A 22505-nucleotide genomic window follows, 5' to 3' on the forward strand; every position below is an offset into this window, starting at 1 on the left:
CCGCCGACTGCCAACCTGACCAGGACTGTGACACGCCGCCGAAGCGGCGCGGCCACACAATGGCCGGCGAACAGCCGGAAGGTGCCTGGCTTGCGCCCGGCACCAATGCCTATATCAGGCAGCCATCGACTTGATAGCCGACGACAGGCGCGACTTGTGGCGTGCAGCCTTGTTCTTGTGCACGATCTTCTTGTCGGCGATAGCGTCGATGATCGATTGCGAGTTCTTGAAGATCTCGGCAGCAGCAGCCTTGTCGCCGGCTTCGATCGCCTTGCGAACAGCCTTCACTGCGGTACGCAGACGCGAACGCAGGCTGGAGTTGTGGGCGTTCTGGGCGACGGCCTGGCGCGCGCGCTTGCGAGCTTGTGCGGAATTTGCCATTTAAGTAGATTTCCTGAATTCAGATGCGTGCCCGACGGGAGGACGGAGCAAACCGCGGACACAATTAAGTGCACATCAAGCGACCCGGGATGCACTGGCACACGAATCCGGAACGCAACTAGCCTTGTGAATCGGCAATTATACACACAAGAAAAAGCGGCTGGCAAGCTGAGCCACACCGCATCTCGAGCAGGGCGAAGCAAAGGCCGATATACGTGCATATCCGGGCGCCTGCGGGGCCAAACCGTATAATACGCGCCACACCGGCCCCGCCCTCGCGTGGCCTCGATGCAACTTTGGCGCGCGCCCGGCGTCTGAACCCGGTTCGCACCGGCGGTCCGACCCACGCTGCCGCCGCCACCCCTTGCCGCCGAACCATCTTGAACCTGCTCAAAGCGCTCGCCACCATCAGCAGCCTGACGATGCTGTCGCGCATCACAGGCCTCATCCGCGAGATCCTGATCGCGCGTGCCTTCGGCGCCTCGGACATGACCGACGCCTTCAACGTGGCGTTCCGCATCCCCAACCTGCTGCGCCGGATCTTCGGCGAGGGCGCGTTCTCGCAAGCCTTCGTGCCAATCCTGGGTGAATACCACAGCAAGCGTGGCGAGACCGAGACCCGGGCGCTGATCGATGCCGTTGCCACGGTCATGACCTGGGTCCTGATGGGCGTCTCGCTGCTTGGCGTGATCGGCGCGCCGGTAGTCATGATGGTGGTCGCCACGGGCTTTCGCCAGCATGGCGGCGAAACCTATGACGCCGCGGTCTTCATGACGCGCGTGATGTTTCCCTATATCGGCTTGATCTCACTGGTGGCGCTGGCCTCGGGCATCCTGAACACCTGGCGCCGCTTTGCCATGCCGGCCTTCACCCCGGTGCTGCTCAACATCTGCCTGATCGTCGCCGCGCTGTTTGTCGGCCCGCATATGGCGCAGCCGATCTACGCGCAGGCCTGGGGCGTGCTGGTGGGCGGCATCCTGCAGCTGGCGGTGCAGATACCGGCGCTCCGGCGCCTGGGCGTGATGCCGCGCCTGCGCTTTAACCTGCGCGCGGCGTGGGCGGAGCCCGGCGTGCGCCGCGTCATGCGGCAGATGGCGCCGGCGCTGCTGGCGGTCTCGGTGGCCCAGATCAGCCTGATCATCAATACCAATATCGCCTCGCGCCTGGCCGCCGGCAGCGTGTCTTACCTGACCTATGCCGACCGCCTGATGGAATTCCCGACCGCGCTGCTGGGCGTGGCGCTGGGCACCATCTTGCTGCCGAGCCTGTCGAAAGCCAGCGCCGAGGAGAACCGGGCCGAATACTCCGGCCTGCTGGACTGGGGCCTGCGCCTGACATTCCTGCTGGCCGTGCCGTGCGCGGTCGGGCTGTTCGTGTTCGGCGCGCCGCTCACGGCGGTACTGTTCAACTATGGCAAGTTCGACGCCCATGCGGTGGAAATGACCCGCCAGGCGCTGGTCTCCTACGGCATCGGGCTGCTGGGACTGATCCTGATCAAGATCCTGGCGCCGGGCTTCTATGCCCGCCAGGACATCCGCACGCCGGTCAAGATCGCCCTGCTGGTGCTGGTGATCACGCAGTTGTCCAACTACGTGTTCGTGCCGCGCTTTGGCCATGCGGGCCTGGCGTTGTCGATCAGCTTCGGCGCCACCGTCAACGCGCTGCTGCTGTTCCTTGGCCTGCGCAAGCGCGGCTTTTACTCGCCGGCCAAGGGCTGGTGGTTGTTCCTGGCCCAGTTGCTGACCGCGGTAACGCTGCTGGCGGGCATGCTGTTGTGGTTCGCCCGCAACTTCGACTGGGTCGCCCTGGGTGCCACGCCATTGTTGCGTATCGCCCTGCTGGCCTCGTGCCTGGTACTTGCGGCAGTCGTCTACTTCGGTACACTGTGGCTCATGGGGCTGAGATACTCCGCTTTCAAGCGGAGAGCCGGCTAACAAGCCCCCGCCTGCCAAACCTGCCCTTGTCGCCAGTGCCAGACGGCACTGGCCAGGGGTCGCGGCAGCGCGCGGTGCAGGGTCAAGGCTACTGAGGTTGTGTCAGAATGAAACGAAGCGGTTCTGCCCAGGCGCGCGACCGCGGACGGTACCAACACCCTACCGTTCGGGAATGCACGCCACGCCGCCAGCATTCATCCGGGACAGCCGCCAGGCCGCATTCAGGAACGCCGCAATGACAACCACGAAAGTCCTGGAATACTTTGCCAGTCTCGTGGCAGACGAGAACGGTATCCCGCTGACAGAGACCGTGCTCTCGATCGCCCAGGACGCCTATCCGGACCTGGACCTGCAGGCAGAGCTCGCAGCGCTCGACATGCTCGCGGTACGCCTGAAACGCCGCGTCGCCGAAGGTACGCCGGCCATCCAGCGCATGCGCCTGCTCAATCATTTCTTCTACCGCGACCTGGGCTTCGGCGCCAACGCGAACGACTACTACGACCCCGACAATTCGTACCTGAACGTCGTGCTCAAGCAGCGGCGCGGCATCCCGATTTCGCTGGCGGTACTCTATATGGAGCTGGGCCAGCACATCGGGCTGCCGCTCAAGGGCGTGTCCTTCCCTAACCATTTCCTGGTGCGGATGTCGATTCCGGCCGGCGAAGTGGTGGTGGACCCGCTCACCGGCGAGACCTTGTCAAAGGAACAGTTGCAGGAGATGCTCGACCCGCACCTGGAGCGCGAGGGCATCGCGGATCCCAACGAGGTGCCGCTGGGCCTGTTCCTGCAGGTGGCCAGCCACCGCGAGATCGTGGCGCGCATGCTGCGCAATCTCAAGTCGATTTATCTGCAGGAGTCGCGCTGGCAGCGCTTGCTGGCGGTGCAGAACCGCCTGGTGATCCTGCTGCCCGGCTCGATCGAGGAGGTCCGCGACCGCGGGCTGGCGTATGCCAACCTGGAGTGCTTCCGCCCGGCGCTGGCCGACCTGGAAGCCTATGTGATGGCGCGCCCGGATGCGGCCGACACCACGCAGATCCGCGACCGCATGCCGGCGCTGCGCATGATGAGCCGCAGCGTCAGCTGAAAGTCACCTGAAACCCAGGCGGGGCAGGCCGGGGCCTGCCCCCGCTTGGCTCAGGAAGGACGGCGCTTGCCGCCCCGCACGAGCTTCCACAGGCCGCCCAGCACCAGCGGCACCACGGCCGCGCCGATGCCCGCCAGCACGATCAGGTTCAGGTACTGCTTGATGAACGGCAGGTTGCCGAAGAAGTAGCCGGCAAACACCAGGCCCAGCACCCAGGCCGCCGCGCCGATCACGTTGAACAGCTGGAACTTGGCAAACGTCATCTGCGACACGCCGGCCACGAACGGCGCGAAGGTACGCACGATCGGCAGGAAACGGGCCATCACCAGCATCTTGCCGCCATGGCGCTCGTAGAAATCGTGGGTCTTGCGCAGCGCCTGCTGGTCCAGGAAGCGCCAATGGCCGTCGAACACCTTCGGCCCGACCCAGCTGCCGACAAAGTAGTTGACCGTATTGCCGCCGATCGCCGCCACCAGCAGCAGGCCGACCAGCGCCCATTCATTCATGGCGTGCGTGGCGCAGAAGGCGCCGGCAATAAACAACAGGGAATCGCCCGGGAGAAAAGGCAGCACCACAAGCCCGGTCTCCGCGAACACGATGGCGAAGAGGATGGCGTAGACCCACGCGCCGTAGTTCTGGATGACGGTGCCTAGGTATTTGTCGACGTGCAGCAGCATGTCGATGAACTGCAATGCGATATCCAATTCGATCCCCGTTCGATAATTTGCCGACATCATACAAGACCGGACGGGCGCCAAAGTCACCTTCCCCAGCCACTTTTCATCCATCGCGCGCCCATGGGCCAGGCGGCGCACCCACGTATAATTCCGCCCATGCCTGCCCAAGCCCCGCACCCAGCCCAGCCGCTCCGTCCCATCCGCCCCCTGCCCGACCAGCTGATCAGCCAGATCGCGGCCGGCGAGGTGGTGGAGCGCCCCGCCTCCGTGGTCAAGGAACTGCTGGAGAACGCGCTGGACGCTGGCGCCACCCAGCTCAACCTCCGCCTGGAGGAAGGTGGCGTGCGCCGCATCGTGATTGCCGACAACGGCTGCGGCATTCCCGCCGATGAGCTGCCAGTCGCGCTCAAGCGCCACGCCACCAGCAAGATCGCCTCGCTGGACGAGCTCGAAGCGGTGCTGACGCTTGGCTTTCGCGGCGAAGCACTGGCCTCGATCGCCTCGGTGTCCGAGCTGACCCTGACCAGCCGCACCGCCAGCGATACCCACGCGACGCAGGTGATCGCCGATACCGGCGTGGTACAGCCCGCATCCGGCGGCGTGGGCACCACCGTCGACGTGCAGCACCTTTACTTCAACACGCCAGCGCGCAGAAAGTTCCTGAAATCCGAACAAACCGAGTTTGGCCACTGCCTGGAGATGGTGCGGCGCGCGGCGCTGGCGCGCCCGGACGTGACCATCTCGGTCCATCACAATGGCCGTCCGATGGAGCACTGGAACGCCGGCGACGTCGCCACGCGCACCGCCCAGGTGCTGGGCGCCGACTTCGCCAACGCCCGGCTGCCGCTGGATGAAGAGGCCGGCAGCTTGCACCTGTACGGCTTTGCCGGGCTGCCCACCGCCTCGCGCGGGCGCCCGGACCAGCAGTTCTTCTTCGTCAACGGCCGCTACGTGCGTGACAAGCTGCTGACCCACGCCGTGCGCAGTGCTTACCAGGACGTGCTGCACGGCGACCGCTTCCCCTCCTATGTGCTGTGCATGGACCTGCCGCCCGAGATGGTGGACGTGAACGTGCACCCGTCCAAGATCGAAGTGCGTTTCCGCGAATCGCGTTCGGTGCACCAGTTTGTCTACCACGCCGTGCAGCGTTGCCTGGCGCGGCAGGCCGGCGAGCAGGGCGACAGCCTGCATACGTCGGTCGACGCGGCCGATCCGGCGGCGGCCGAGCCAATTGGCGGCGCCGGCGGATTCCCGGGCGCGCGTAGCTTTGGCGCTGGCTCCGGTGGCTCCGGCGGATCGGGCAGAAGCGGCGGCATGGGCGGCGGCGCCAGCCCGCGCCCATGGGTCGACTACACTGCCGCCGCACGGCAGACCGAGCTCGGCGTGGCCCAGCCCCGGCAGGCCTACCTCGGCATGGTGCGCGACGCGATCCAGCCGGGCGGCGGGTTTTCACGCGGCCCCGCCTATGCCCCGCCGGCCGGCCCGGGCGCCACGCCCCCGGCCTGGCTGGCCGATGCGCAAGCCGCGCGGGAGAACGACGCGCCCGGCCTGCTGGACCAGCTGGGCCGCCAGGAACTTCCCGAAGACGAGGCCAGCCCGCTGGGCTATGCCATCGCGCAGTTGCACGGCATCTATGTGCTGGCGCAAAACGCGCGCGGCCTGGTGCTGGTGGATATGCATGCCGCCCACGAGCGCATCCTCTACGAGCAGATCAAGACCGCGCTCGAAGCGCGCGAGCTCGCGGTGCAGTCGCTGCTGATCCCGGTCACGCTCACAGCCAGCCCGGTGGAAATCGGCACGGCCGAAGAGCATCAGGAAACCCTCACCCTGCTCGGCTTCGACATCGCGCAGGTCTCGCCCACCACGCTGGCAATCCGCGCGATTCCCGCGCTGCTCAAGCAGGCCGACACCGAAGCCCTGGCGCGCGACGTGCTGCGCGACCTGCAAGCCTTCGGTGGCTCGCGCGTGCTGGTCGAGCGCCAGAACGAACTGCTGGCCACGCTGGCTTGCCACAGCGCGGTGCGCGCCAACCGCAAGCTCACGCTGGAAGAAATGAACGCGCTGCTGCGCCAGATGGAGCAGACCGAGCGCGCCGACCAGTGCAATCACGGCCGGCCCACCTGGGTGCAGCTGACCGTGGCGGAACTCGATCGCCTGTTCCTGCGCGGGCAGTAAGCCGCGTGCCCAACGACTCGATGACAACAGCCTCGCCCAGCGGCACCGCCGCGCCCGCATCAGGCCACGCGCCGGTGGTCTGCCTGCTCGGCCCCACCGCCTCCGGCAAGACCGCCGCGGCACTGGCGCTGGCCGCACAGACGCCGATCGAGATCATCAGCCTGGACTCGGCCCTGGTCTACCGCGAGATGGACATCGGCACCGCCAAGCCCTCGCCCGCCGAACTGGCCACGGTGCCGCACCACCTGATCGACATCATCGATCCGGCCGATAGCTACTCGGCCGCCCAGTTCGTCAGCGACGCCGAGCGGCTGATCGTGGAGATCCGCGCGCGCGGCCGCGAGCCGCTGATCGTCGGCGGCACCATGCTGTACTACAAGGCGCTGACACAGGGCCTGAACGACCTCCCGCAAGCCGATCCCGCCCTGCGTGCCGAGCTGGACGCGCTGGCCGCCGAACGCGGCTGGCCGGCGCTGCATGCCATGCTGGGCGAGGTCGACCCGGTCACCGCGGCCCGCCTCGCGCCCAACGATGCCCAGCGCATCCAGCGCGCACTGGAGATCCACCGCCTGTCCGGCCAGCCCATGTCGGCGCTGCTGGCGCGGCAGGCCGACGAGCGCACCTTTGCCGGCGCAGCCGACCGGCGCTACCGCGTGATCGCGCTGGAGCCGTCGGACCGCGCCGTACTGCACACGCGTATCGCCACCCGCTACGACGCCATGCTGGCGGGCGGCTTTATCGAGGAAGTGCAACGGCTGCGTGCGCGCGGCGACCTGCAGCCCACGCTACCCTCGATCCGCTGCGTCGGCTACCGGCAGGTGTGGGAATACCTCGATGGCGAGACCGATTTCGACACCATGCGCGAGCGCGGCCTGGCCGCCACCCGCCAGCTCTGCAAGCGCCAGCTGACCTGGCTGCGCAGCACGCCCGAGCGGGAGGTTGTGGACTGCCTGGCGCCGGACTATGTCGCGCAGGTAGCGCGGCTGGCGCGGATCGGGCAAGCGTAGCGTCACTGCGGGGAGAGGACAGGTGTGACGGATCAGCGATAATCGTCGTCCATATCTTGCCGATAACGTCAAATCCCACCATGTCTGCCACCGATTTCGTACTGCGCCCCGCCACTGCCGACGATTGCGAAACCTTGCTCGCGCTGATCACGGGACTGGCCGAATACGAGAAACTCACCCACCTGGTCGAAGCCACGCCGGAAAAACTGCGCGAGGCGCTTTTTGGCCCGCGCCCGCATGCCGAGGCTGTGCTGGTGGAAGTCCCCGGCACTGAGGGTCCGCAGGCCGTCGGGTTCGCCTTGTTCTTCCACAATTTCTCGACCTTCCTGGCCAAGCCCGGGCTGTATCTGGAAGATCTCTATGTCGACCCCGCCTGGCGCGGCCATGGGCTGGGCAAGGTCCTGCTCAAGCATCTTGCGGCGCTGGCGGTGGAGCGCGGCTGCGGCCGCTTTGAATGGAGCGTGCTGGACTGGAACACGCCTTCCATTGATTTCTACCGGGCAATGGGTGCGGACGTGATGCCGGACTGGCGAATTTGCCGGGTGACTGGGGACGCGCTGGCGAAGCTGGGCGCGACGGAGTGACTCGGCAGACCGTCGATCGACGGTCTGCGCCCGGCGGGCAAAAAAAAACGGTGCATGCCTGAGCATGCGCCGTTTTTTTATTGGAGCGGGACCGCTCAGACCACGATGGTCTGCGCCTGGCCTTCTTCACGCTCGCGGATCTCGCCGATCTGCCACACGGCTTCGCCAGCGGCTTGCAGGTGACGAATGGCGCGGTCAGCGTCTTGCTTGGCGACGATCACCACCATGCCGATGCCGCAGTTGAACACGCGGTGCATTTCGTCATCGGCGACGTTGCCCTGGGCTTGCAGCCACTGGAACAGCGGCGGCAGGGTCCAGGCGTCGCGCTGCAGCACGGCGGTCACGTTCTGCGCCAGTACGCGCGGCACGTTCTCGGTCAGGCCGCCGCCGGTGATGTGGGCCATGCCCTTGACCGGCAGGGTCTCGATCAGCGACAGCAGCGGCTTCACGTAGATGCGGGTGGGCGCCATGATGGCGTCCTGCAGGCGCTGGCCGTGGAAGTCTGCGTTCAGGTCAGGCTTGGCCACTTCGATGATCTTGCGCACCAGCGAGTAGCCGTTGGAGTGCGCGCCCGACGAAGCCAGGCCCAGCACCACGTCGCCCGGCACGATGGTGGTACCGTCGATGATGCGGCTCTTCTCCACGGCGCCGACCGCGAAGCCGGCCAGGTCGTACTCGCCATCGGGGTACATGCTGGGCATTTCGGCGGTTTCGCCACCGATCAGCGCGCAGCCGGACAGCTCGCAGCCGTGGGCGATGCCCTTGATCACGGTCGCCGCGGTTTCCACGTCGAGCTTGCCGCAGGCGAAGTAGTCGAGGAAGAACAGCGGCTCGGCGCCCTGCACCAGGATGTCGTTGACGCTCATGGCGACCAGGTCCTGGCCCACCGTGTCGTGGCGGTTCAGCTGGAAGGCCAGCTTGAGCTTGGTGCCCACGCCGTCCGTGCCGGAGACCAGCACCGGCTCCTTGTATTTCTTGGACAGTTCGAACAGTGCGCCGAAGCCCCCGATGCCGGCCATCACGCCTTCGCGCATGGTGCGCTTGGCGAACGGCTTGATGCGGTCGACGAGCGCGTCGCCCGCGTCGATATCGACGCCGGCATCGCGGTAGGAGAGGCCTGCCTGGCCGGAAGTGGGGGATGCGCTCATGGGAACCTGCTTTTCCTGGAGTATGAAGTGAGGAATGCGGCGCTCACGACGGCGATTTGCGGCCGCGAGTCCAGTAGAATTGCAATTTTAACGGATACGGGCTTCCGGCTTCCAGTTTCCGGTGTTCCGTGTCATGAAGTATTGTCCGCAGCCATTCCCGATGAAGATGATTCCGGCAGCCACCGGCCGTTCTGCCCGCGCCCTACAGGCGGTCAGCGCATGCCAGCCGCGACGCGTTTACCTGACAGATGATCCGTACCAAAAGTAACCGATAAGTCATGTTTCAGCGTCCCAAGCAGCTATCGCTTGAACTTGGCAGTCCGCCGCCCTCGACCTTCGAAAATTTTTTCGTTGCGGTCAACCGCGAGCCGGTGCAGCGCCTGCGCGACCTGGCCACGGCGGTGGCGCAGGAGCGGGCCGCCGACCGCCTGATCTACCTGTGGGGCGAAGTGGGCTCGGGCCGCACCCATCTGCTGCATGCGGTCTGCGACAGCGGCTACCAGGCCGGCATCCGTTGCCGCTACCTGAGCCCGCATCACGCCCTGTCGGACTTCATCTTCGACCCGAGCTGCCAGCTCTACACCGTGGACGATGTGGAACTGCTCGACGAAGCGCGCCAGATCGCCGTGTTCTCGCTGTATAACGAGGTCCGGGCTCACGTGCGCACCGCCATCGTGGTGGCCGGCAGCCAGGCGCCGCTGGCCATGCCGGTGCGCGAGGACCTGCGCACGCGGCTGGGCTGGGGCCTGGTCTATCAGTTGGCACCGCTGTCGGACGAGGACAAGATGGCGGCGCTGGTGCAGGCTGCGCGCGAGCGCGGGCTGCAGCTTTCGCCGGAAATCCCGCACTGGCTGGTCACGCGCAAATACCGCGACATGCCCAGCCTGATGGCACTGCTGGACGCGCTGGACACCTATTCGCTGGAGCGCAAGCGCGCTGTCACGCTGCCCCTGCTGCGGGAAATGTTTGCCGAGTTGCGCGAGTGAGCCAAGGCCTGCGCGCCAGCGCGCGTGACCCATGGCATGCACCGTGCTTGCCTTTGTTGGCATCCAGAGACGTTAAGAAAGCTCTCACAGTCACGTTAATGTAAAATCGCCGCCCATGAATCTGGCATTGTTCGACCTCGACCACACCTTGCTCCCGACCGACAGCGACCACGAATGGGGCCGCTTCCTGGTACGCCTGGGCGTTGTCGACGAGGAATTCTACCGCCGCAGGAACGACGAGTTCTTCGGCCATTACAAGGCTGGCACCCTGGATATCCATGCCTTCCTGCGTTTCGCGCTGGCGCCGCTGGCAGCCAATCCGCGCGACCGCCTGGAAGCGTTGCGCAGCCAGTTCATGCGTGAAGTGATCGATCCGGTCATCACGCCGCAGGCACGCGCACTGGTCTACAAGCACCTCGACGCCGGCGACCTGTGCGCCGTGGTCACCGCTACCAATAGTTTCGTCACCGCCCCGATCACGGCGGCCTTCGGCATCAAGCACCTGATCGCCACCGAGCCGGCCACCGCCAACGGCAAGCCCGACGGCGCCTTCACCGGCGAAGTGGATGGCATTCCCAGCTTCCGCGAGGGCAAGATAACCCGGGTGGAAGCCTGGCTAAAAAGCATGGGCACCCAATGGGATGCCTTCGAAAACACCACCTTCTACAGCGATTCGGCCAACGACCTGCCGCTGCTGGAGAAGGTCAGCGAGCCGATCGCCGCCAACCCGGACGATCGCCTGCGTCACCACGCCGCCGCGTCAGGCTGGCGCATCATGGACCTGTTCTGACGTGATCAAAAAGCTAATCAACCGGCTGCTAGGCAAGCCGGGCACCCAGCAGCGCCCCGTCAAACGCCGCGGCCAGCGCGCCCATACGCCGAATATCGTTACGCATGCCGAGCACCAGATCGACCAGTCGCTGATCTCGCGCAATGCCATCAAGGTCACCTCCACGCTGCAGCAGGCAGGTTACGACGCGTTTATCGTCGGCGGCGCGGTGCGCGACCTGTTGCTAGGCATCAAGCCCAAGGACTTCGACGTCGCCACCAACGCCACGCCTGACCAGGTGCAGGCGCTGTTCCGCCGCTCGCGCATCATCGGCCGGCGCTTCCAGATCGTGCACGTGACGTTCTATGGCGGGCGCGAGCAGGAAATCATTGAAGTCTCGACCTTCCGCGCGCTGGTCGACGCGGTCGCCAGCGAGACCTTGCCCGAAGGGCGCCGCCTCAAGCGCTCCGAGCTTGACAGCAAGACCCACGCGATCGATGCCTCGGGCCGCGTGCTGCGCGACAACGTGTGGGGCTCGCAGGCCGAAGACGCGGAACGCCGCGACTTCACCATCAACGCGATGTACTACGACCCCGCCCAGCAACTGGTGTACGACTACCACCAGGGCATGGAGGACATCCGCGCGCGCACGCTGCGCATGATCGGCGATCCGGTCACGCGCTACCGCGAGGACCCCATCCGCATGCTGCGCGTGGTGCGCTTCGCCGCCAAGACCGGGTTCACGATCGACGAAGACACCCGCCAACCGATCGCCGACCTGGCCTCGCTGATCCACAATGTGCCCAGCGCGCGCCTGTTCGACGAGATGCTCAAGCTGCTGATGTCAGGCCATGCCTGGGCATCGCTGCAGGAGCTGCGCAAAGCCGGCCTGCACCGCGGCCTGCTGCCGCTGCTGGATGTCGCGCTGGAGCAGCCGATGGGCCAGCGCTTCGTGCAGCTGGCGCTGGACAACACGGACCAGCGCGTGCAGGTCGGCAAGCCGGTCTCGCCGGGCTTCCTGTTTGCCGCGCTGCTATGGCACCACGTGCTGCAGCGTTGGACCACGCTGCGCGAGGAAGGCGAACACGCCATCGCCGCGCTCAATATCGCCATGGACGACGTGCTGGAGCGCCAGACCGGCCAGCTCGCCATCCAGCGCCGCTTTGTCACCGACATGCGGGACATCTGGGGCATGCAGCCGCGCTTCGAGAAGCGCGTGGGCCGCATGCCGTTCCGCCTGATCGAATCGCCGCGCTTCCGTGCCGGCTTCGATTTCCTCTACCTGCGCTGCGAATCCGGCGAGCAGCCGGCCGAACTGGCGAAATGGTGGCAGGACTTCCAGGATGCCGATAGCCACGGCCGCGAGGACCTGATCGAAGCAGTGCGCCCGGTGCGCGGCGCCGGCAAGCAAGGCGGCGGCGGCAGCGGCGGCGCGGGCGATGCCGATGGCTTTGAGCCCGCCGGAGATGGCGATAGCGGCGACAGCGGCGGCCCGGCACGCAAGAAGCGCCGTCGGCGCAGTCCGCGGAAATCGGATAAAGTTTCTCCGCGGAGTGATATGGACGCGAGCCAGGAATCCGGCTCCACTGCAGACCGGAAAACCGGCAAGGTACGCGTCCAGCCGGAGGAATCGTAATGACACTTGCCTTTATCGGCATCGGAGCCAACCTGGGTGACGCCCGGCAGGCTCTGAAAGATGCCATCGTGTGCCTGGCCCAGCAGGTCGGCATCACGGTGCTGGCGAGATCGTCGCTCTATCGCACGGCCCCGGTCGATGCGACGGGCAACGACTACTACAACGCGGTGGTCAAGGTAGAGACCTCGTTCACCGCCGCCCAGCTATTGCGCATCTGTCACCACATCGAGGATCAGTTCGGCCGCGAGCGGCCTTTCCGCAACGCACCACGCACCCTCGACCTGGACCTGCTGGTCTTTGGCGACGAAATCCACCAGGACGAAAAGCTGGTGGTGCCGCATCCACGCCTGGCCGAACGCGCCTTCACGCTGGTGCCGCTGCTTGAGCTGGATGCCGAACTGGTTATCCCCGGCCTTGGCCCTGCAGCGGATTACCTGGCCGCGGTCAGCGCGCAGCGCGTCGAGAAGGTCTCCTTTTGCAAGTGCACGCGGCAACTGGACGCGCGCAGCGATTCCTGAGGCCATGGCCGGCAGCGGCAAGCCGGCCCCGCTTTATCCGCCCTGTACTGTGTAGTTCCTCCCTAGCCGACCGGACCCGCCCATGCTCGAACACTTGCGCCGCATTGTGGTGGAAGGCCCCATCGGAGCCGGCAAGACCGCGCTCGCGCAACGCCTGGCGCAAACCCTGCGCACCGGCGAATTGCTTGATGCGGCGCGTGAAAACCCCTTCCTGGAGCGCTACTACCGCGAGCCCGCGCGATACGCGCTACCCCTGCAGCTGTCGCTGCTGAACCAGCGCGCGCAGCAGCTCAAGGCCTGGCAGGCGGCACTGCTGGCGGGCCAGCGCATGGTGGGCGATTTCCTGCACACCAGGGACCGCCTCTACGCCGGGCTGACACTGCCCGAGGACGAACTGGCGCTGTACGACGCCCTCGCCGCGCGCCTGCCGGCCCAAGGCCAGCGCGTAGACCTCGTCATCGTGCTGCAGGCCTCACCCGCCCTGCTGCGCGAGCGCATCGCCCGGCGCAATGCACCTGGCGAGTCCAGCATCGACGATGCCTATCTGGAGCGGTTGTCGGATGCCTACGGCGAGCTGTTCCATCGCTACGACGAGGCACCGGTCATGATCGTCGACACCGCCCACTTTAGCCCGGTAGACAACGACGCCGATTTCCGTACACTACTGTCGCGCATCGAAAACATGCGTGGCCGCAAGGCCTTTCTCAATCTCGCTGCGCCCTGACAGGCTCTCTGGCCTGCCAGCCTTCACCATAACGACAGCAGTCGCTGCCGCGAATCCCGTGGCCCCATCCTGGGGCCGAGCGCCTCGCGCAGTACGAACTGAAAGGGGCAAAGGCCTTGCCGCACGGATGCAGATGCGTTGATGCAGCGATCATGAATGCACTGCGGCATTGCGGCCGGCCCGGCTCCCGTCTCTCTACCGGCCCATCGTCATGAGTTACCTCCTCGACCCCTCCCGCAAGACCGTCACCATCCCCAAGCTGCAAGCGATGCGCGCCGCCGGCGAGAAAATCGCCATGCTGACCGCCTACGACTCCAGCTTCGCCGCGCTGCTCGACTACTGCGGGGTCGAGGTGCTGCTGGTCGGCGACTCCCTTGGCAATGTCATGCAAGGCCAGCAGACCACGCTGCCCGTGACGCTGGAACAAGTTGTCTATCACACCGAATGCGTGGCACGCGGCAACCAGAGCGCGCTGCTGGTGGCGGACCTGCCATTCGGCACCTATCCCACCCCGGAAGCCACCTTCACCAGCGCCGTGGCGCTGATGCGGGCCGGCGCGCAAATGGTCAAGCTGGAGGGCGGCGACTGGCTCGCGCCCACCGTCAAGTTCCTGGTCGAGCGCAGCATTCCGGTGTGCGGCCACATTGGCCTGACGCCGCAGTCGGTGCACGCGCTGGGCGGCTTCAAGGTGCAGGGCAAGACCGACGAAAGCGCGGCGCAGCTCAAGCGCGACGCGCTCGCGCTGCAAGCGGCGGGCGCCCAGCTGATCGTGATGGAAGCCGTGCCGGCAGCCGTGGCTGGCGTGGTCACCGGCCTGCTGAACATCCCGACCATCGGCATCGGCGCCGGCGCGGATTGCTCCGGCCAGGTCCTGGTGCTGCAGGACATGATCAACGTCTACCCGGGCCGCAAGGCCAAGTTCGTGCGCAACTTCATGGAAGGCGCCGGCTCGATCGAGGCCGCCGTGCGCGCCTACGTGGCGGCCGTGAAGGACGGCAGCTTCCCGGCTGTCGAACACACCTTCTCGGCCTGAGCGCGCGCCGGCAATGGAGATCGGTGCCGCCACCGCGACAGCCTTCCAGCTTCTGGCCAGCGGTGACGGCGCCATCTGGTTCATCGTCTGGACCTCGCTGGTGGTGGCCGTGCTCGGGCTGGCGATTGCCGCCGTGCCGGCCATCGGCGCGGCCTACCTGATCGCCACCCACGATTTTCCCGGGCGGCGCGTGGTGGTCGTGATGGCGCAGGCCTTCCTCTCCTTCCCGACCGTGCTGGTCGGGCTGATCCTCTACCTGCTGTTTACCCGCCACGGGCCGTTGGGCAATTTCTCCTTGCTGTTCACACGCAGCGGCATGGTGCTCGGGCAGGCGGTGATCGGCTTCCCGGTGGTGCTGGCGTTTGCCCTGTCCACCTTGCAGGGGGCGGATGCGCGGCTGCGTGAAACCGCCTGGGTACTGGGTGCCGGGCGCTGGCGGACCTTTTTCACCGTCCTGCGCGAGATGCGCTTCGGCCTGATGGCCGCGCTGGTGGCGGGCTTTGGGCGGGTCATTGCCGAAGTCGGCTCGGCGTTGATGATCGGCGGCAATATCGAAGGCGCCACCCGAACCATCACCACGGCCATCGCGCTGGAAACCAGCAAGGGGGAATTCGCCCAGGGTATCGCGCTGGGCGTTGTGCTGATCGCACTGGCGGTGCTCGTCAATGTGATGCTGGCGTGGCTGCAAGGCGCGGGAGGATTTCGCCGATGAGCACCCTGCCCGCGCGCCGCACGCCTGACGGGCAGGCGTTGCCGCCTTCCCAGCTGCCGCCGCTGCTGACGGTGCGCGGCTTGCAGCGCCAGGTAGGCGCGCGGCGGCTGTTCGATATTGCCGAGCTGGCCTTCCCGCGCGCCGCTGTGGTGGTGCTGACCGGTGTCAACGGCGCGGGCAAGAGCACGCTGCTGCGCATGGTGGCGGGGCTGGAGCGCGCACCCGGCGCGACGGTGGCCTGGACCAGCGCGGACGGCACGCCGCGCAGCGCCGCACTCGATCCGCTGCCCGCCGCGCTGCGCCAGCGCATTGCCTACCTGCACCAGCATCCCTACCTGTTTCGCACCTCAGTGCGCGAGAACATCGCCTATGGCCTGAAGGCGCGCGGCATGCCCGACGACGAAGTCAGGCGGCGCGTGGGAGCCGCGCTGGGCTGGGCCGGCATCACGCACGTGCAGGACACCGCCCCCGAATGCCTGTCCGGCGGCGAAGTGCAGCGCGTGGCACTGGCCCGCGCCAAGGTGCTGGAGCCCGATTTGCTGCTGCTGGACGAGCCCACCTCCAGCCTGGACGGCCACGCACGCGAACAGGTGATCGGCTTGGTGCAGGAGCTGGCCGCCGAAGGCCGCAGCGTGGTGATGGTCTGCCACGATCGCGAGCTGATCAAGCTGCCGGGCGTGGTGCGCTGGAAGCTTGGTGACGGGCGGCTGGATACGCGCCACCCCTGAACGCCTGGCTCAGACTGTTACCGGCAACTGCGCAGATAGCACGCCCCGCAGCGAGTTCGCCAGCGCGAGTGCCTCCGCGCCCAGCAGCATGGCACGCGTGACAACCGCCTCACGCACCGTCCCGCCGAGGTAGCGCGCACCATCGCCCAGCACCGCAGCGCGCATCACGCCGGGCAGGATATCGGCGGCCAGCGGCGGCGTCAGCCACTCGCCTTGCACCTTGACGAACACGGAGCTGCGGCCGCCTTCAAGCAGCTCGCCGCGGGCGTTGAAGAACAGGCTGTCGAAGGCGCCGGCGCGCTCGGCCGCTTGCCAGCCGGCATCATAGACGGCACGCGCGCTGGTCTTGTGGCGGCGCAACGCGTCCGTGACCGGCAGCGCCTGCGCGGCCAGCACCACGCGCACCGGGACCGCGGCGAGCGGCGCCAACGGGCCGTGGGCTACGGTGAAGCTGCCCGCCTTGTCCAGCGCCAGCCGCAGGCGCCAGGTGCCGGCCCCGAGATCCGCCATGGCCGCCTGCACTAACGCCAACGCGCGAGCCCGCTCAAACGCAAAGCCGAAGCACGCAGCGGAAGCCGCCAGCCGCGCCAGATGCTGATCCAGGCGCTGGCATGCCCCGCTTTCCACCCGCATGGTTTCGAACAAGGTAAAGCCTGGATCGTGCGCGGTCAGGAAGCGCGCCTTCCAGCCGCACTCGGCAAATTCGCCCGCGGCGTCGCTGTCATGCACGATGCCACCGCCCACGCCCATCTCGCCCGCGCGCAGCCCGTCGGCGCCCTGCGCGCCCAATACCAGCGTGCGGATGGCGACCGACAGCGCAAAGGTACCCGGCCATGCCTGCGCTTGCCCTTCGCCGGGCGCATCGATCCAGCCGAGCGAGCCGGTGTAAAGGCCGCGCGGCGCGCTCTCCAGCTCGCCGATGATCTCCATGGTGCGCCGCTTGGGCGCGCCGGTGATGGAGCCGCAGGGAAACAGCGCGCCCATCAGATCCGCCAGGCTGGTGCCGGCGCGCGCCGTGGCAGTGACGGTGGAGGTCATCTGCAGCACCTGGCCGAAGGGCTGCACCACGAAGCGATCGGGCACGGCCACCGTACCCGGCACCGCGACGCGGCCCAGGTCGTTGCGCAGCAGGTCGACGATCATCACGTTCTCGGCGCGGTTCTTGGCGTCGGCCGCCAGCGCCAGCGCGGCCTCGGCATCGCGCGCGTCGTCGCCCGTGCGCGGCGCCGTGCCCTTCATCGGGCGGGTGAGCAACTGGCCCTGGCCGTCATGCCGGACGAACAATTCCGGCGATAGCGACAGCACCCAGCCATCGCCCGGGAACCGCGCCAGCGCGCCGTAGGGCACTGGCTGGGCGGCCCGCAAGGCGGCATAGAGCGCCAGCGGATCGCCAAACTCGGTAAAGCGCAGGCGCTGCGTGAAGTTGACCTGATAGGTGTCGCCGGCTTCGATCCATTGGTGAATGCGAGCAATGGCGGCATGGAAGGCCGGCTCCGGCGTGTCGGCCAGGACATCCATCAAGCCGGCCGGCTGATCCGGGGACCGCGCCAGCCATTGCGCGACCTGCGCCTTGTCCAGCCGATGCAATTCCGTGAACCACAACAGGCGCAGCGCGCCATCGTGGAAGGGCAATGCGCAATCGACGTGGACCGGCACGCCGATCAGCGGGCCGCCGAATTCGTAAGGCGCGAACAACGTGGCGTGCCAGCCCTGGCGCCAGCCATCGGCCAGCAAGGCATCGAGCGTGCCGAGCGCGGAGGCATCCGGCAGCACGTCTTCACGGGCAAAGCCGGTGTACAGGCGTGATGCCGCCTCGCCCGGCGCGGCGGTGGCATGGTCGAGCAGGACGAAAGGCTCGGCGTTGGCCGGGAAGGGGAGCGTGCGGATCGGGGAAACTGCCACGGGAAATCACCAGCGTAAATTGAGGTCGCCGGGAGGCGGGCGACATCGCATTATCGCGCGCCCGCCCTGTCCCCGGCCCTATCCCCTCAAGGGGCAGAGGGCCGGGGACGGGCGTGGCTTGGCCAGGAGCCACTTGTTGCGAAGCCGACGGTTTGAGCGGCGCCCAGAAAACAAAAAAGCCGGCCACGCATCAAAGCGTGGCCGGCCGCATGCCCCAAGCCAGATCAGCTGAAGAAGCTCTTCACCTTATCCAGCCAGGATTGCTCCTGCGGACTGTGGCGCGAGCCACCTTCATGCACCGAGCGGTCGAACTGGCGCAGGATGTCCTTCTGCGCCTCGGTCAGCTTGACCGGGGTTTCCACATTCACGTGCACGTAGAGGTCGCCGGGGTAGCCCGAGCGCACACCCTTGATGCCCTTGCCGCGCAGGCGGAAGGTCTTGCCGGGCTGGGTGCCTTCCGGCACCGGGAAGCTGGCCTTGCCGCCCAGCGTAGGCACTTCCAGGTCGCCGCCCAGCGCCGCGGTGGCGAAGGAAATCGGCATCTGGCAGTGCAGGTCGTCGCCGTCGCGCTCGAACACCGCGTGCTGCTTGATGTGGACTTCCACATACAGGTCGCCCGGGGGGCCACCGTTGATGCCCGGCTCGCCATTGCCCGAGGAGCGGATGCGCATGCCCTCGTCGATGCCGGCGGGAATCTTCACTTCCAGCGTCTTCTGCGACTTCAGCTTGCCCTGACCGTGGCACTTGGTGCACGGCTTGGGGATGTGCTTGCCGGTGCCGTGGCACTTGGGGCAAGTCTGCTGCATCGAAAAGAAGCCTTGCGACACGCGCACCTGGCCCGCGCCATGGCAGGTCGGGCAGGTTTCGACATTGGTGCCGGGCTCGGCGCCATTGCCGTGGCAATGCTCGCACTCGTCCCAGTGAGGCACCCGGATCTGCGCGTCGTGGCCGTGGGCGGCCTGCTCCAGCGTGATTTCCATGCTGTAGCGCAGGTCGGCGCCGCGGTATACCTGCGGGCCGCCGCCACGGCGTCCGCCGCCAGCCTGGCCGCCTTGCTGGCCAAAAATATCGCCGAAGATGTCGCCGAAGGCTTCGGCAAAACCGCCGTAGGCCTGGCCTCCGCCACCGAAGCCGCCCGCCATGTTGGGGTCGACGCCGGCGTGGCCGTACTGGTCGTAGGCTGCCTTCTTCTCAGGGTCCGAAAGCATCTCGTAGGCCTCTTTGACCTCCTTGAACTTCTCTTCGGAATCCTTGCTGTCCGGATTGCGGTCCGGGTGGTGCTTCATCGCCAGCTTGCGATAGGCCTTCTTGATCTCGTCGTCGCCGGCGTTCTTGCCCACCCCGAGCACTTCGTAAAAGTCACGTTTTGCCATGGTGGCTGCTTACCTGATGGGCCCGGAAGCGTCCAAAGCCCGCCCGGGCGAAATAGCAAAAAAGCCGAGCGAGGCATTCGACGGCGGTAACCCGCTTGGTCCAATGTCCGTCGCCCGGCGTCGGGATGGGGGCTGGCGCAGGTGTTGCGCACCGCGCCCCCGCCCCGCTCTTCCATTACTTCTTGTCGTTGACTTCCTTGAACTCGGCGTCCACGACGTTATCGTCCTGCGGATGGGCTTGCTGATGGCCCGCGCCGGCAGCACCGGCACCGGCTGCGCCCGCGGCGCCCGCCGCACCCGCTTCGCCGGCCTGGGCCTGCATGTCCGCATAGACACGCTCGCCCAGCTTCTGGCTGGCTTCGGACAGCGCGCTGACCTTGGCATCGATCTCGGCCTTGTCGCCGCCGCGTGCGGCGTCTTCCAGTTCCTTGATCGCGGCTTCGATCTTTTCCTTCTCGCCCGCTTCCAGCTTGTCGCCGTATTCGGTGACAGCCTTCTTGGTCGAGTGAATCAGCGCGTCGGCCTGGTTGCGGGCATCCGCCAGCTCACGGGCCTTCTTGTCTTCCTCGGCGTTGGCCTCGGCGTCCTTCACCATGCGCTGGATCTCGTCTTCCGACAGGCCCGAGTTCGCCTTGATGGTGATGCGGTTTTCCTTGCCGGTCGCCTTGTCCTTGGCGCCCACGTGCAGGATGCCATTGGCGTCGATGTCGAACGAGACTTCGATCTGCGGCGTGCCGCGTGCGGCCGGCGCGATGCCTTCGAGGTTGAACTCGCCCAGCAGCTTGTTGCCGGTGGCCATCTCGCGCTCGCCCTGGAACACCTTGATGGTCACGGCCGGCTGGTTGTCGTCGGCGGTCGAGAACACCTGCGCATGCTTGGTCGGGATGGTGGTGTTCTTGGTGATCATCTTGGTCATCACGCCACCCAGGGTTTCGATACCCAGCGACAGCGGCGTCACGTCCAGCAGCAGCACGTCCTTGCGGTCGCCCGACAGCACCGAACCCTGGATCGCGGCGCCAACGGCCACGGCTTCGTCCGGGTTCACGTCCTTGCGCGCTTCCTTGCCGAAGAACTCCTTGACCTGTTCCTGCACCTTCGGCATGCGGGTCATGCCGCCGACCAGGATCACGTCGTCGATCTCGCTGACCTTGACGCCGGCATCCTTGATGGCGATACGGCACGGCTCGATGGTGCGGGTGATCAGTTCCTCGACCAGCGATTCCAGCTTGGCGCGGGTCATCTTCAGGTTCAAGTGCTTCGGACCGGAGGCATCCGCCGTGATGTACGGCAGGTTGATTTCGGTCTGCTGCGAGCTCGACAGTTCGATCTTGGCCTTTTCAGCGGCTTCCTTCAGGCGCTGCAGCGCGAGCACGTCCTTGGACAGGTCGACGCCCTGGTCCTTCTTGAACTCAGCGATGATGTAATCAATGATGCGCTGGTCGAAGTCTTCGCCGCCCAGGAAGGTGTCGCCATTGGTCGACAGCACTTCGAACTGCTTCTCGCCGTCAACATCTGCGATCTCGATGATCGAGATGTCGAACGTGCCGCCACCCAGGTCATACACGGCGATCTTGCGGTCGCCCTTTTCGTTCTTGTCCAGGCCAAAGGCCAGCGCGGCCGCGGTCGGCTCGTTGATGATGCGCTTGACGTCCAGGCCTGCGATGCGGCCAGCGTCCTTGGTGGCCTGGCGCTGCGAGTCGTTGAAGTAAGCCGGCACGGTGATCACGGCTTCGGTCACCGGCTCGCCGAGGTAGTCTTCGGCGGTCTTCTTCATCTTGCGCAGCACTTCGGCGGACACCTGCGGCGGCGCCAGCTTCTGGTCGCGCACCGATACCCATGCGTCGCCGTTGTCGGCCTTGACGATGGAGTACGGCATCAGGCCGATGTCCTTCTGCACTTCCTTTTCTTCGAACTTGCGGCCGATCAGGCGCTTCACCGCGTACAGGGTGTTGCGCGGATTGGTGACCGCCTGGCGCTTGGCAGGCGCGCCGACCAGGATCTCGCCGTCTTCCATGTAGGCGATGATCGACGGGGTGGTACGTGTGCCTTCGGCATTTTCGATCACCTTGGGCGTATTGCCTTCCATGATCGCGACGCAGCTATTGGTGGTACCGAGGTCGATACCGATGATCTTACCCATTATTCTCTCCTCTTGAGCCCCGCTATCCACGGGGACTGCAATTCATCCTGAGGCCGAAATGTGGCCGTCCGGGGCCATTTCAAGGGCCGGAAATGCAATTCCGACTAAATTTCTCGGCTTCTCCCTCTGATCAACGTCAGGCTGGCTGGCCAAGTTGAAGGGTGTTAGGGGACGTTGCGCGCCAAGCGTGGTTTTTATGCATCTTGAGTCACTTAAACAGGAGCGGCTACCGGCCTCGCTGCCACAGGACATCGCTGCCCCCGCCGGCCCGGTTGAGCACGCGCGACAGCACGAACAGCAGGTCGGACAAGCGGTTCAGGTACTGGCGGGGCGCCTCGTTGAGGGCTTCCTGCGCGCCCAGGGCCACCAGCGCGCGCTCGGCGCGCCGGCACACCGTGCGGCACACATGCGCCACCGCCGCGGCCCGGCTGCCGCCCGGCAGGATGAACTCGGCCAGGCGTGGCAGGTTGGCATTGTAGTGATCCAGCCATGCGTCCAGCTGCAGCACCTGCTCGGGCTTGACCAGCACGTAGCCCGGGATGGAGAGCTCGCCGCCAAGGTCGAACAGGTCGTGCTGGATATGCAGCAAGGCCGAGCGGACGTCATCGGGCAGCGTCTCGGTGAGCAGCACGCCAAGGTTCGAGTTGAGCTCGTCCACATCGCCGATGGCGGCAATGCGCAGGCTATCCTTGCTGGTGCGGCTGCCATCGCCAAGCCCGGTGGTGCCGGCATCTCCGGTGCGGGTGGCGATCTTGGAGAGGCGATGGCCCATGCGGGTCTCCTGCGTTGGCGAATCCAGCATTATGGCGCGCATCCGGCCCTTCGCGTTAGCGCGCTGCCCGGCAGCCGGGTGGCGGTTGCGGCGCCCGCCCAGCGAGCCGCCCCGGGCGCGGCGTAGAATAACGGGATTCGCTTGATACGCTACCGGGTGCGATAGCCGGCGCCGTTCAGCGCGGCCTTGCCATGGCCGGCGCTGCGCGTCTCCGGCCCCCAC

20 protein-coding genes are annotated in these 22505 nt (G+C 66.5%); 13 read left to right on the forward strand and 7 right to left on the reverse strand.

Features of this window, described 5'->3' with window-relative positions; all coding sequences use genetic code 11:
- Positions 1-114: 114 nt before the first annotated feature.
- On the reverse strand, positions 115-381 hold the full coding sequence (rpsT, locus tag F7R26_RS17105; protein WP_006157537.1) for a 30S ribosomal protein S20: 267 nt from the start codon (positions 379-381) through the stop codon (positions 115-117).
- 380 nt (positions 382-761) lie between these two features.
- On the opposite strand from rpsT, the gene murJ reads away from it, so the two are divergent.
- A complete protein-coding gene (gene murJ, locus F7R26_RS17110) occupies positions 762-2315 on the forward strand; it encodes a murein biosynthesis integral membrane protein MurJ (RefSeq protein WP_150985992.1) in 1554 nt (517 codons plus the stop codon).
- Between the two features lie 235 nt (positions 2316-2550).
- Positions 2551-3399 (forward strand): SirB1 family protein, encoded by an 849-nt coding sequence (locus F7R26_RS17115; RefSeq protein WP_150985991.1) that lies wholly within the window; start codon positions 2551-2553, stop codon positions 3397-3399.
- 50 nt (positions 3400-3449) lie between these two features.
- Here the strand turns inward: F7R26_RS17115 and F7R26_RS17120 are convergent, their stop codons facing one another.
- The gene (locus F7R26_RS17120) at positions 3450-4076 is read right to left on the reverse strand and encodes a VTT domain-containing protein (protein WP_241754543.1); all 627 of its coding nucleotides are present in this window, start codon (positions 4074-4076) and stop codon (positions 3450-3452) included.
- 156 nt (positions 4077-4232) lie between these two features.
- Here F7R26_RS17120 and mutL point away from each other — a divergent pair, with 156 nt between their 5' ends.
- The 3 genes from mutL to F7R26_RS17135 all read left to right on the forward strand — a co-directional run bounded on the left by mutL (position 4233) and on the right by F7R26_RS17135 (position 7842).
- Entirely contained in the window at positions 4233-6251 is a 2019-nt protein-coding gene (gene mutL, locus F7R26_RS17125) for a DNA mismatch repair endonuclease MutL (RefSeq protein ID WP_150985989.1), read from the forward strand.
- Between the two features lie 20 nt (positions 6252-6271).
- Positions 6272-7258 carry a tRNA (adenosine(37)-N6)-dimethylallyltransferase MiaA gene (miaA, locus tag F7R26_RS17130; protein WP_150985988.1) on the forward strand — a complete coding sequence of 329 codons (987 nt, stop codon included), beginning with the start codon at positions 6272-6274 and terminating at the stop codon, positions 7256-7258.
- Between the two features lie 80 nt (positions 7259-7338).
- Positions 7339-7842: a GNAT family N-acetyltransferase gene (locus F7R26_RS17135; protein ID WP_150985987.1), complete on the forward strand. Its 504-nt coding sequence runs from the start codon at positions 7339-7341 to the stop codon at positions 7840-7842.
- 95 nt (positions 7843-7937) lie between these two features.
- Here F7R26_RS17135 and purM read toward each other — a convergent pair whose 3' ends face one another.
- Positions 7938-8990, reverse strand: coding sequence for a phosphoribosylformylglycinamidine cyclo-ligase (purM, locus tag F7R26_RS17140; RefSeq protein WP_150985986.1), 1053 nt, complete (start codon positions 8988-8990; stop codon positions 7938-7940).
- 278 nt (positions 8991-9268) lie between these two features.
- On the opposite strand from purM, the gene hda reads away from it, so the two are divergent.
- From hda to F7R26_RS17180, 8 genes are all read left to right on the forward strand, one after another.
- Positions 9269-9976, forward strand: a complete 708-nt coding sequence (gene hda / locus F7R26_RS17145) for a DnaA regulatory inactivator Hda (protein WP_043349383.1) — start codon at positions 9269-9271, stop codon at positions 9974-9976.
- A gap of 115 nt (positions 9977-10091) precedes the next feature.
- Positions 10092-10766, forward strand: a complete 675-nt coding sequence (locus F7R26_RS17150) for a histidinol-phosphatase (protein WP_150985985.1) — start codon at positions 10092-10094, stop codon at positions 10764-10766.
- Between the two features lies 1 nt (position 10767).
- Positions 10768-12381, forward strand: coding sequence for a polynucleotide adenylyltransferase PcnB (pcnB, locus tag F7R26_RS17155; RefSeq protein WP_150985984.1), 1614 nt, complete (start codon positions 10768-10770; stop codon positions 12379-12381).
- Positions 12381-12899: a 2-amino-4-hydroxy-6-hydroxymethyldihydropteridine diphosphokinase gene (gene folK / locus F7R26_RS17160; RefSeq protein ID WP_150985983.1), complete on the forward strand. Its 519-nt coding sequence runs from the start codon at positions 12381-12383 to the stop codon at positions 12897-12899. The genes pcnB and folK overlap by 1 nt, the downstream gene beginning before the upstream one ends.
- 82 nt (positions 12900-12981) lie before the next feature.
- Positions 12982-13623 (forward strand): deoxynucleoside kinase, encoded by a 642-nt coding sequence (locus F7R26_RS17165; RefSeq protein WP_150985982.1) that lies wholly within the window; start codon positions 12982-12984, stop codon positions 13621-13623.
- Positions 13624-13834: 211 nt separating this feature from the next.
- Positions 13835-14656, forward strand: coding sequence for a 3-methyl-2-oxobutanoate hydroxymethyltransferase (gene panB / locus F7R26_RS17170; protein ID WP_150985981.1), 822 nt, complete (start codon positions 13835-13837; stop codon positions 14654-14656).
- A 13-nt stretch (positions 14657-14669) separates the two neighbouring features.
- Positions 14670-15368 (forward strand): ABC transporter permease, encoded by a 699-nt coding sequence (locus F7R26_RS17175; protein WP_150985980.1) that lies wholly within the window; start codon positions 14670-14672, stop codon positions 15366-15368.
- Positions 15365-16096 (forward strand): ATP-binding cassette domain-containing protein, encoded by a 732-nt coding sequence (locus tag F7R26_RS17180; RefSeq protein ID WP_241754354.1) that lies wholly within the window; start codon positions 15365-15367, stop codon positions 16094-16096. Before F7R26_RS17175 ends, F7R26_RS17180 begins: the two co-directional genes overlap by 4 nt.
- A gap of 9 nt (positions 16097-16105) precedes the next feature.
- Here F7R26_RS17180 and F7R26_RS17185 read toward each other — a convergent pair whose 3' ends face one another.
- From F7R26_RS17185 to F7R26_RS17200, 4 genes are all read right to left on the reverse strand, one after another.
- Entirely contained in the window at positions 16106-17998 is a 1893-nt protein-coding gene (locus F7R26_RS17185; protein WP_241754355.1) for a chorismate-binding protein, read from the reverse strand.
- A 224-nt stretch (positions 17999-18222) separates the two neighbouring features.
- Positions 18223-19371 (reverse strand): molecular chaperone DnaJ, encoded by a 1149-nt coding sequence (dnaJ, locus tag F7R26_RS17190; RefSeq protein WP_150985979.1) that lies wholly within the window; start codon positions 19369-19371, stop codon positions 18223-18225.
- Between the two features lie 175 nt (positions 19372-19546).
- The gene (gene dnaK / locus F7R26_RS17195; protein WP_150985978.1) at positions 19547-21511 is read right to left on the reverse strand and encodes a molecular chaperone DnaK; all 1965 of its coding nucleotides are present in this window, start codon (positions 21509-21511) and stop codon (positions 19547-19549) included.
- A 226-nt stretch (positions 21512-21737) separates the two neighbouring features.
- Positions 21738-22283 (reverse strand): cob(I)yrinic acid a,c-diamide adenosyltransferase, encoded by a 546-nt coding sequence (locus F7R26_RS17200; RefSeq protein WP_150985977.1) that lies wholly within the window; start codon positions 22281-22283, stop codon positions 21738-21740.
- Between the last annotated feature and the right edge of the window lie 222 nt (positions 22284-22505).

This window comes from Cupriavidus basilensis, from assembly GCF_008801925.2.
In the GTDB taxonomy this organism is placed as follows: domain Bacteria; phylum Pseudomonadota; class Gammaproteobacteria; order Burkholderiales; family Burkholderiaceae; genus Cupriavidus; species Cupriavidus basilensis.

Excerpts from the sequence above, each read along its gene's own strand:
- F7R26_RS17200 (WP_150985977.1), bottom strand. The coding sequence starts at position 22,283 with ATGGGCCATCGCCTCTCCAAGATCGCCACCCGCACCGGAGATGCCGGC.
- dnaJ (WP_150985979.1), bottom strand. The coding sequence starts at position 19,371 with ATGGCAAAACGTGACTTTTACGAAGTGCTCGGGGTGGGCAAGAACGCC.
- panB (WP_150985981.1), top strand. The coding sequence starts at position 13,835 with ATGAGTTACCTCCTCGACCCCTCCCGCAAGACCGTCACCATCCCCAAG.
- F7R26_RS17135 (WP_150985987.1), top strand. The coding sequence starts at position 7,339 with ATGTCTGCCACCGATTTCGTACTGCGCCCCGCCACTGCCGACGATTGC.
- rpsT (WP_006157537.1), bottom strand. The coding sequence starts at position 381 with ATGGCAAATTCCGCACAAGCTCGCAAGCGCGCGCGCCAGGCCGTCGCC.
- F7R26_RS17120 (WP_241754543.1), bottom strand. The coding sequence starts at position 4,076 with ATGCTGCTGCACGTCGACAAATACCTAGGCACCGTCATCCAGAACTAC.
- purM (WP_150985986.1), bottom strand. The coding sequence starts at position 8,990 with ATGAGCGCATCCCCCACTTCCGGCCAGGCAGGCCTCTCCTACCGCGAT.
- F7R26_RS17180 (WP_241754354.1), top strand. The coding sequence starts at position 15,365 with ATGAGCACCCTGCCCGCGCGCCGCACGCCTGACGGGCAGGCGTTGCCG.
- dnaK (WP_150985978.1), bottom strand. The coding sequence starts at position 21,511 with ATGGGTAAGATCATCGGTATCGACCTCGGTACCACCAATAGCTGCGTC.
- hda (WP_043349383.1), top strand. The coding sequence starts at position 9,269 with ATGTTTCAGCGTCCCAAGCAGCTATCGCTTGAACTTGGCAGTCCGCCG.
- F7R26_RS17165 (WP_150985982.1), top strand. The coding sequence starts at position 12,982 with ATGCTCGAACACTTGCGCCGCATTGTGGTGGAAGGCCCCATCGGAGCC.
- F7R26_RS17150 (WP_150985985.1), top strand. The coding sequence starts at position 10,092 with ATGAATCTGGCATTGTTCGACCTCGACCACACCTTGCTCCCGACCGAC.
- mutL (WP_150985989.1), top strand. The coding sequence starts at position 4,233 with ATGCCTGCCCAAGCCCCGCACCCAGCCCAGCCGCTCCGTCCCATCCGC.
- miaA (WP_150985988.1), top strand. The coding sequence starts at position 6,272 with ATGACAACAGCCTCGCCCAGCGGCACCGCCGCGCCCGCATCAGGCCAC.
- folK (WP_150985983.1), top strand. The coding sequence starts at position 12,381 with ATGACACTTGCCTTTATCGGCATCGGAGCCAACCTGGGTGACGCCCGG.
- F7R26_RS17115 (WP_150985991.1), top strand. The coding sequence starts at position 2,551 with ATGACAACCACGAAAGTCCTGGAATACTTTGCCAGTCTCGTGGCAGAC.
- F7R26_RS17175 (WP_150985980.1), top strand. The coding sequence starts at position 14,670 with ATGGAGATCGGTGCCGCCACCGCGACAGCCTTCCAGCTTCTGGCCAGC.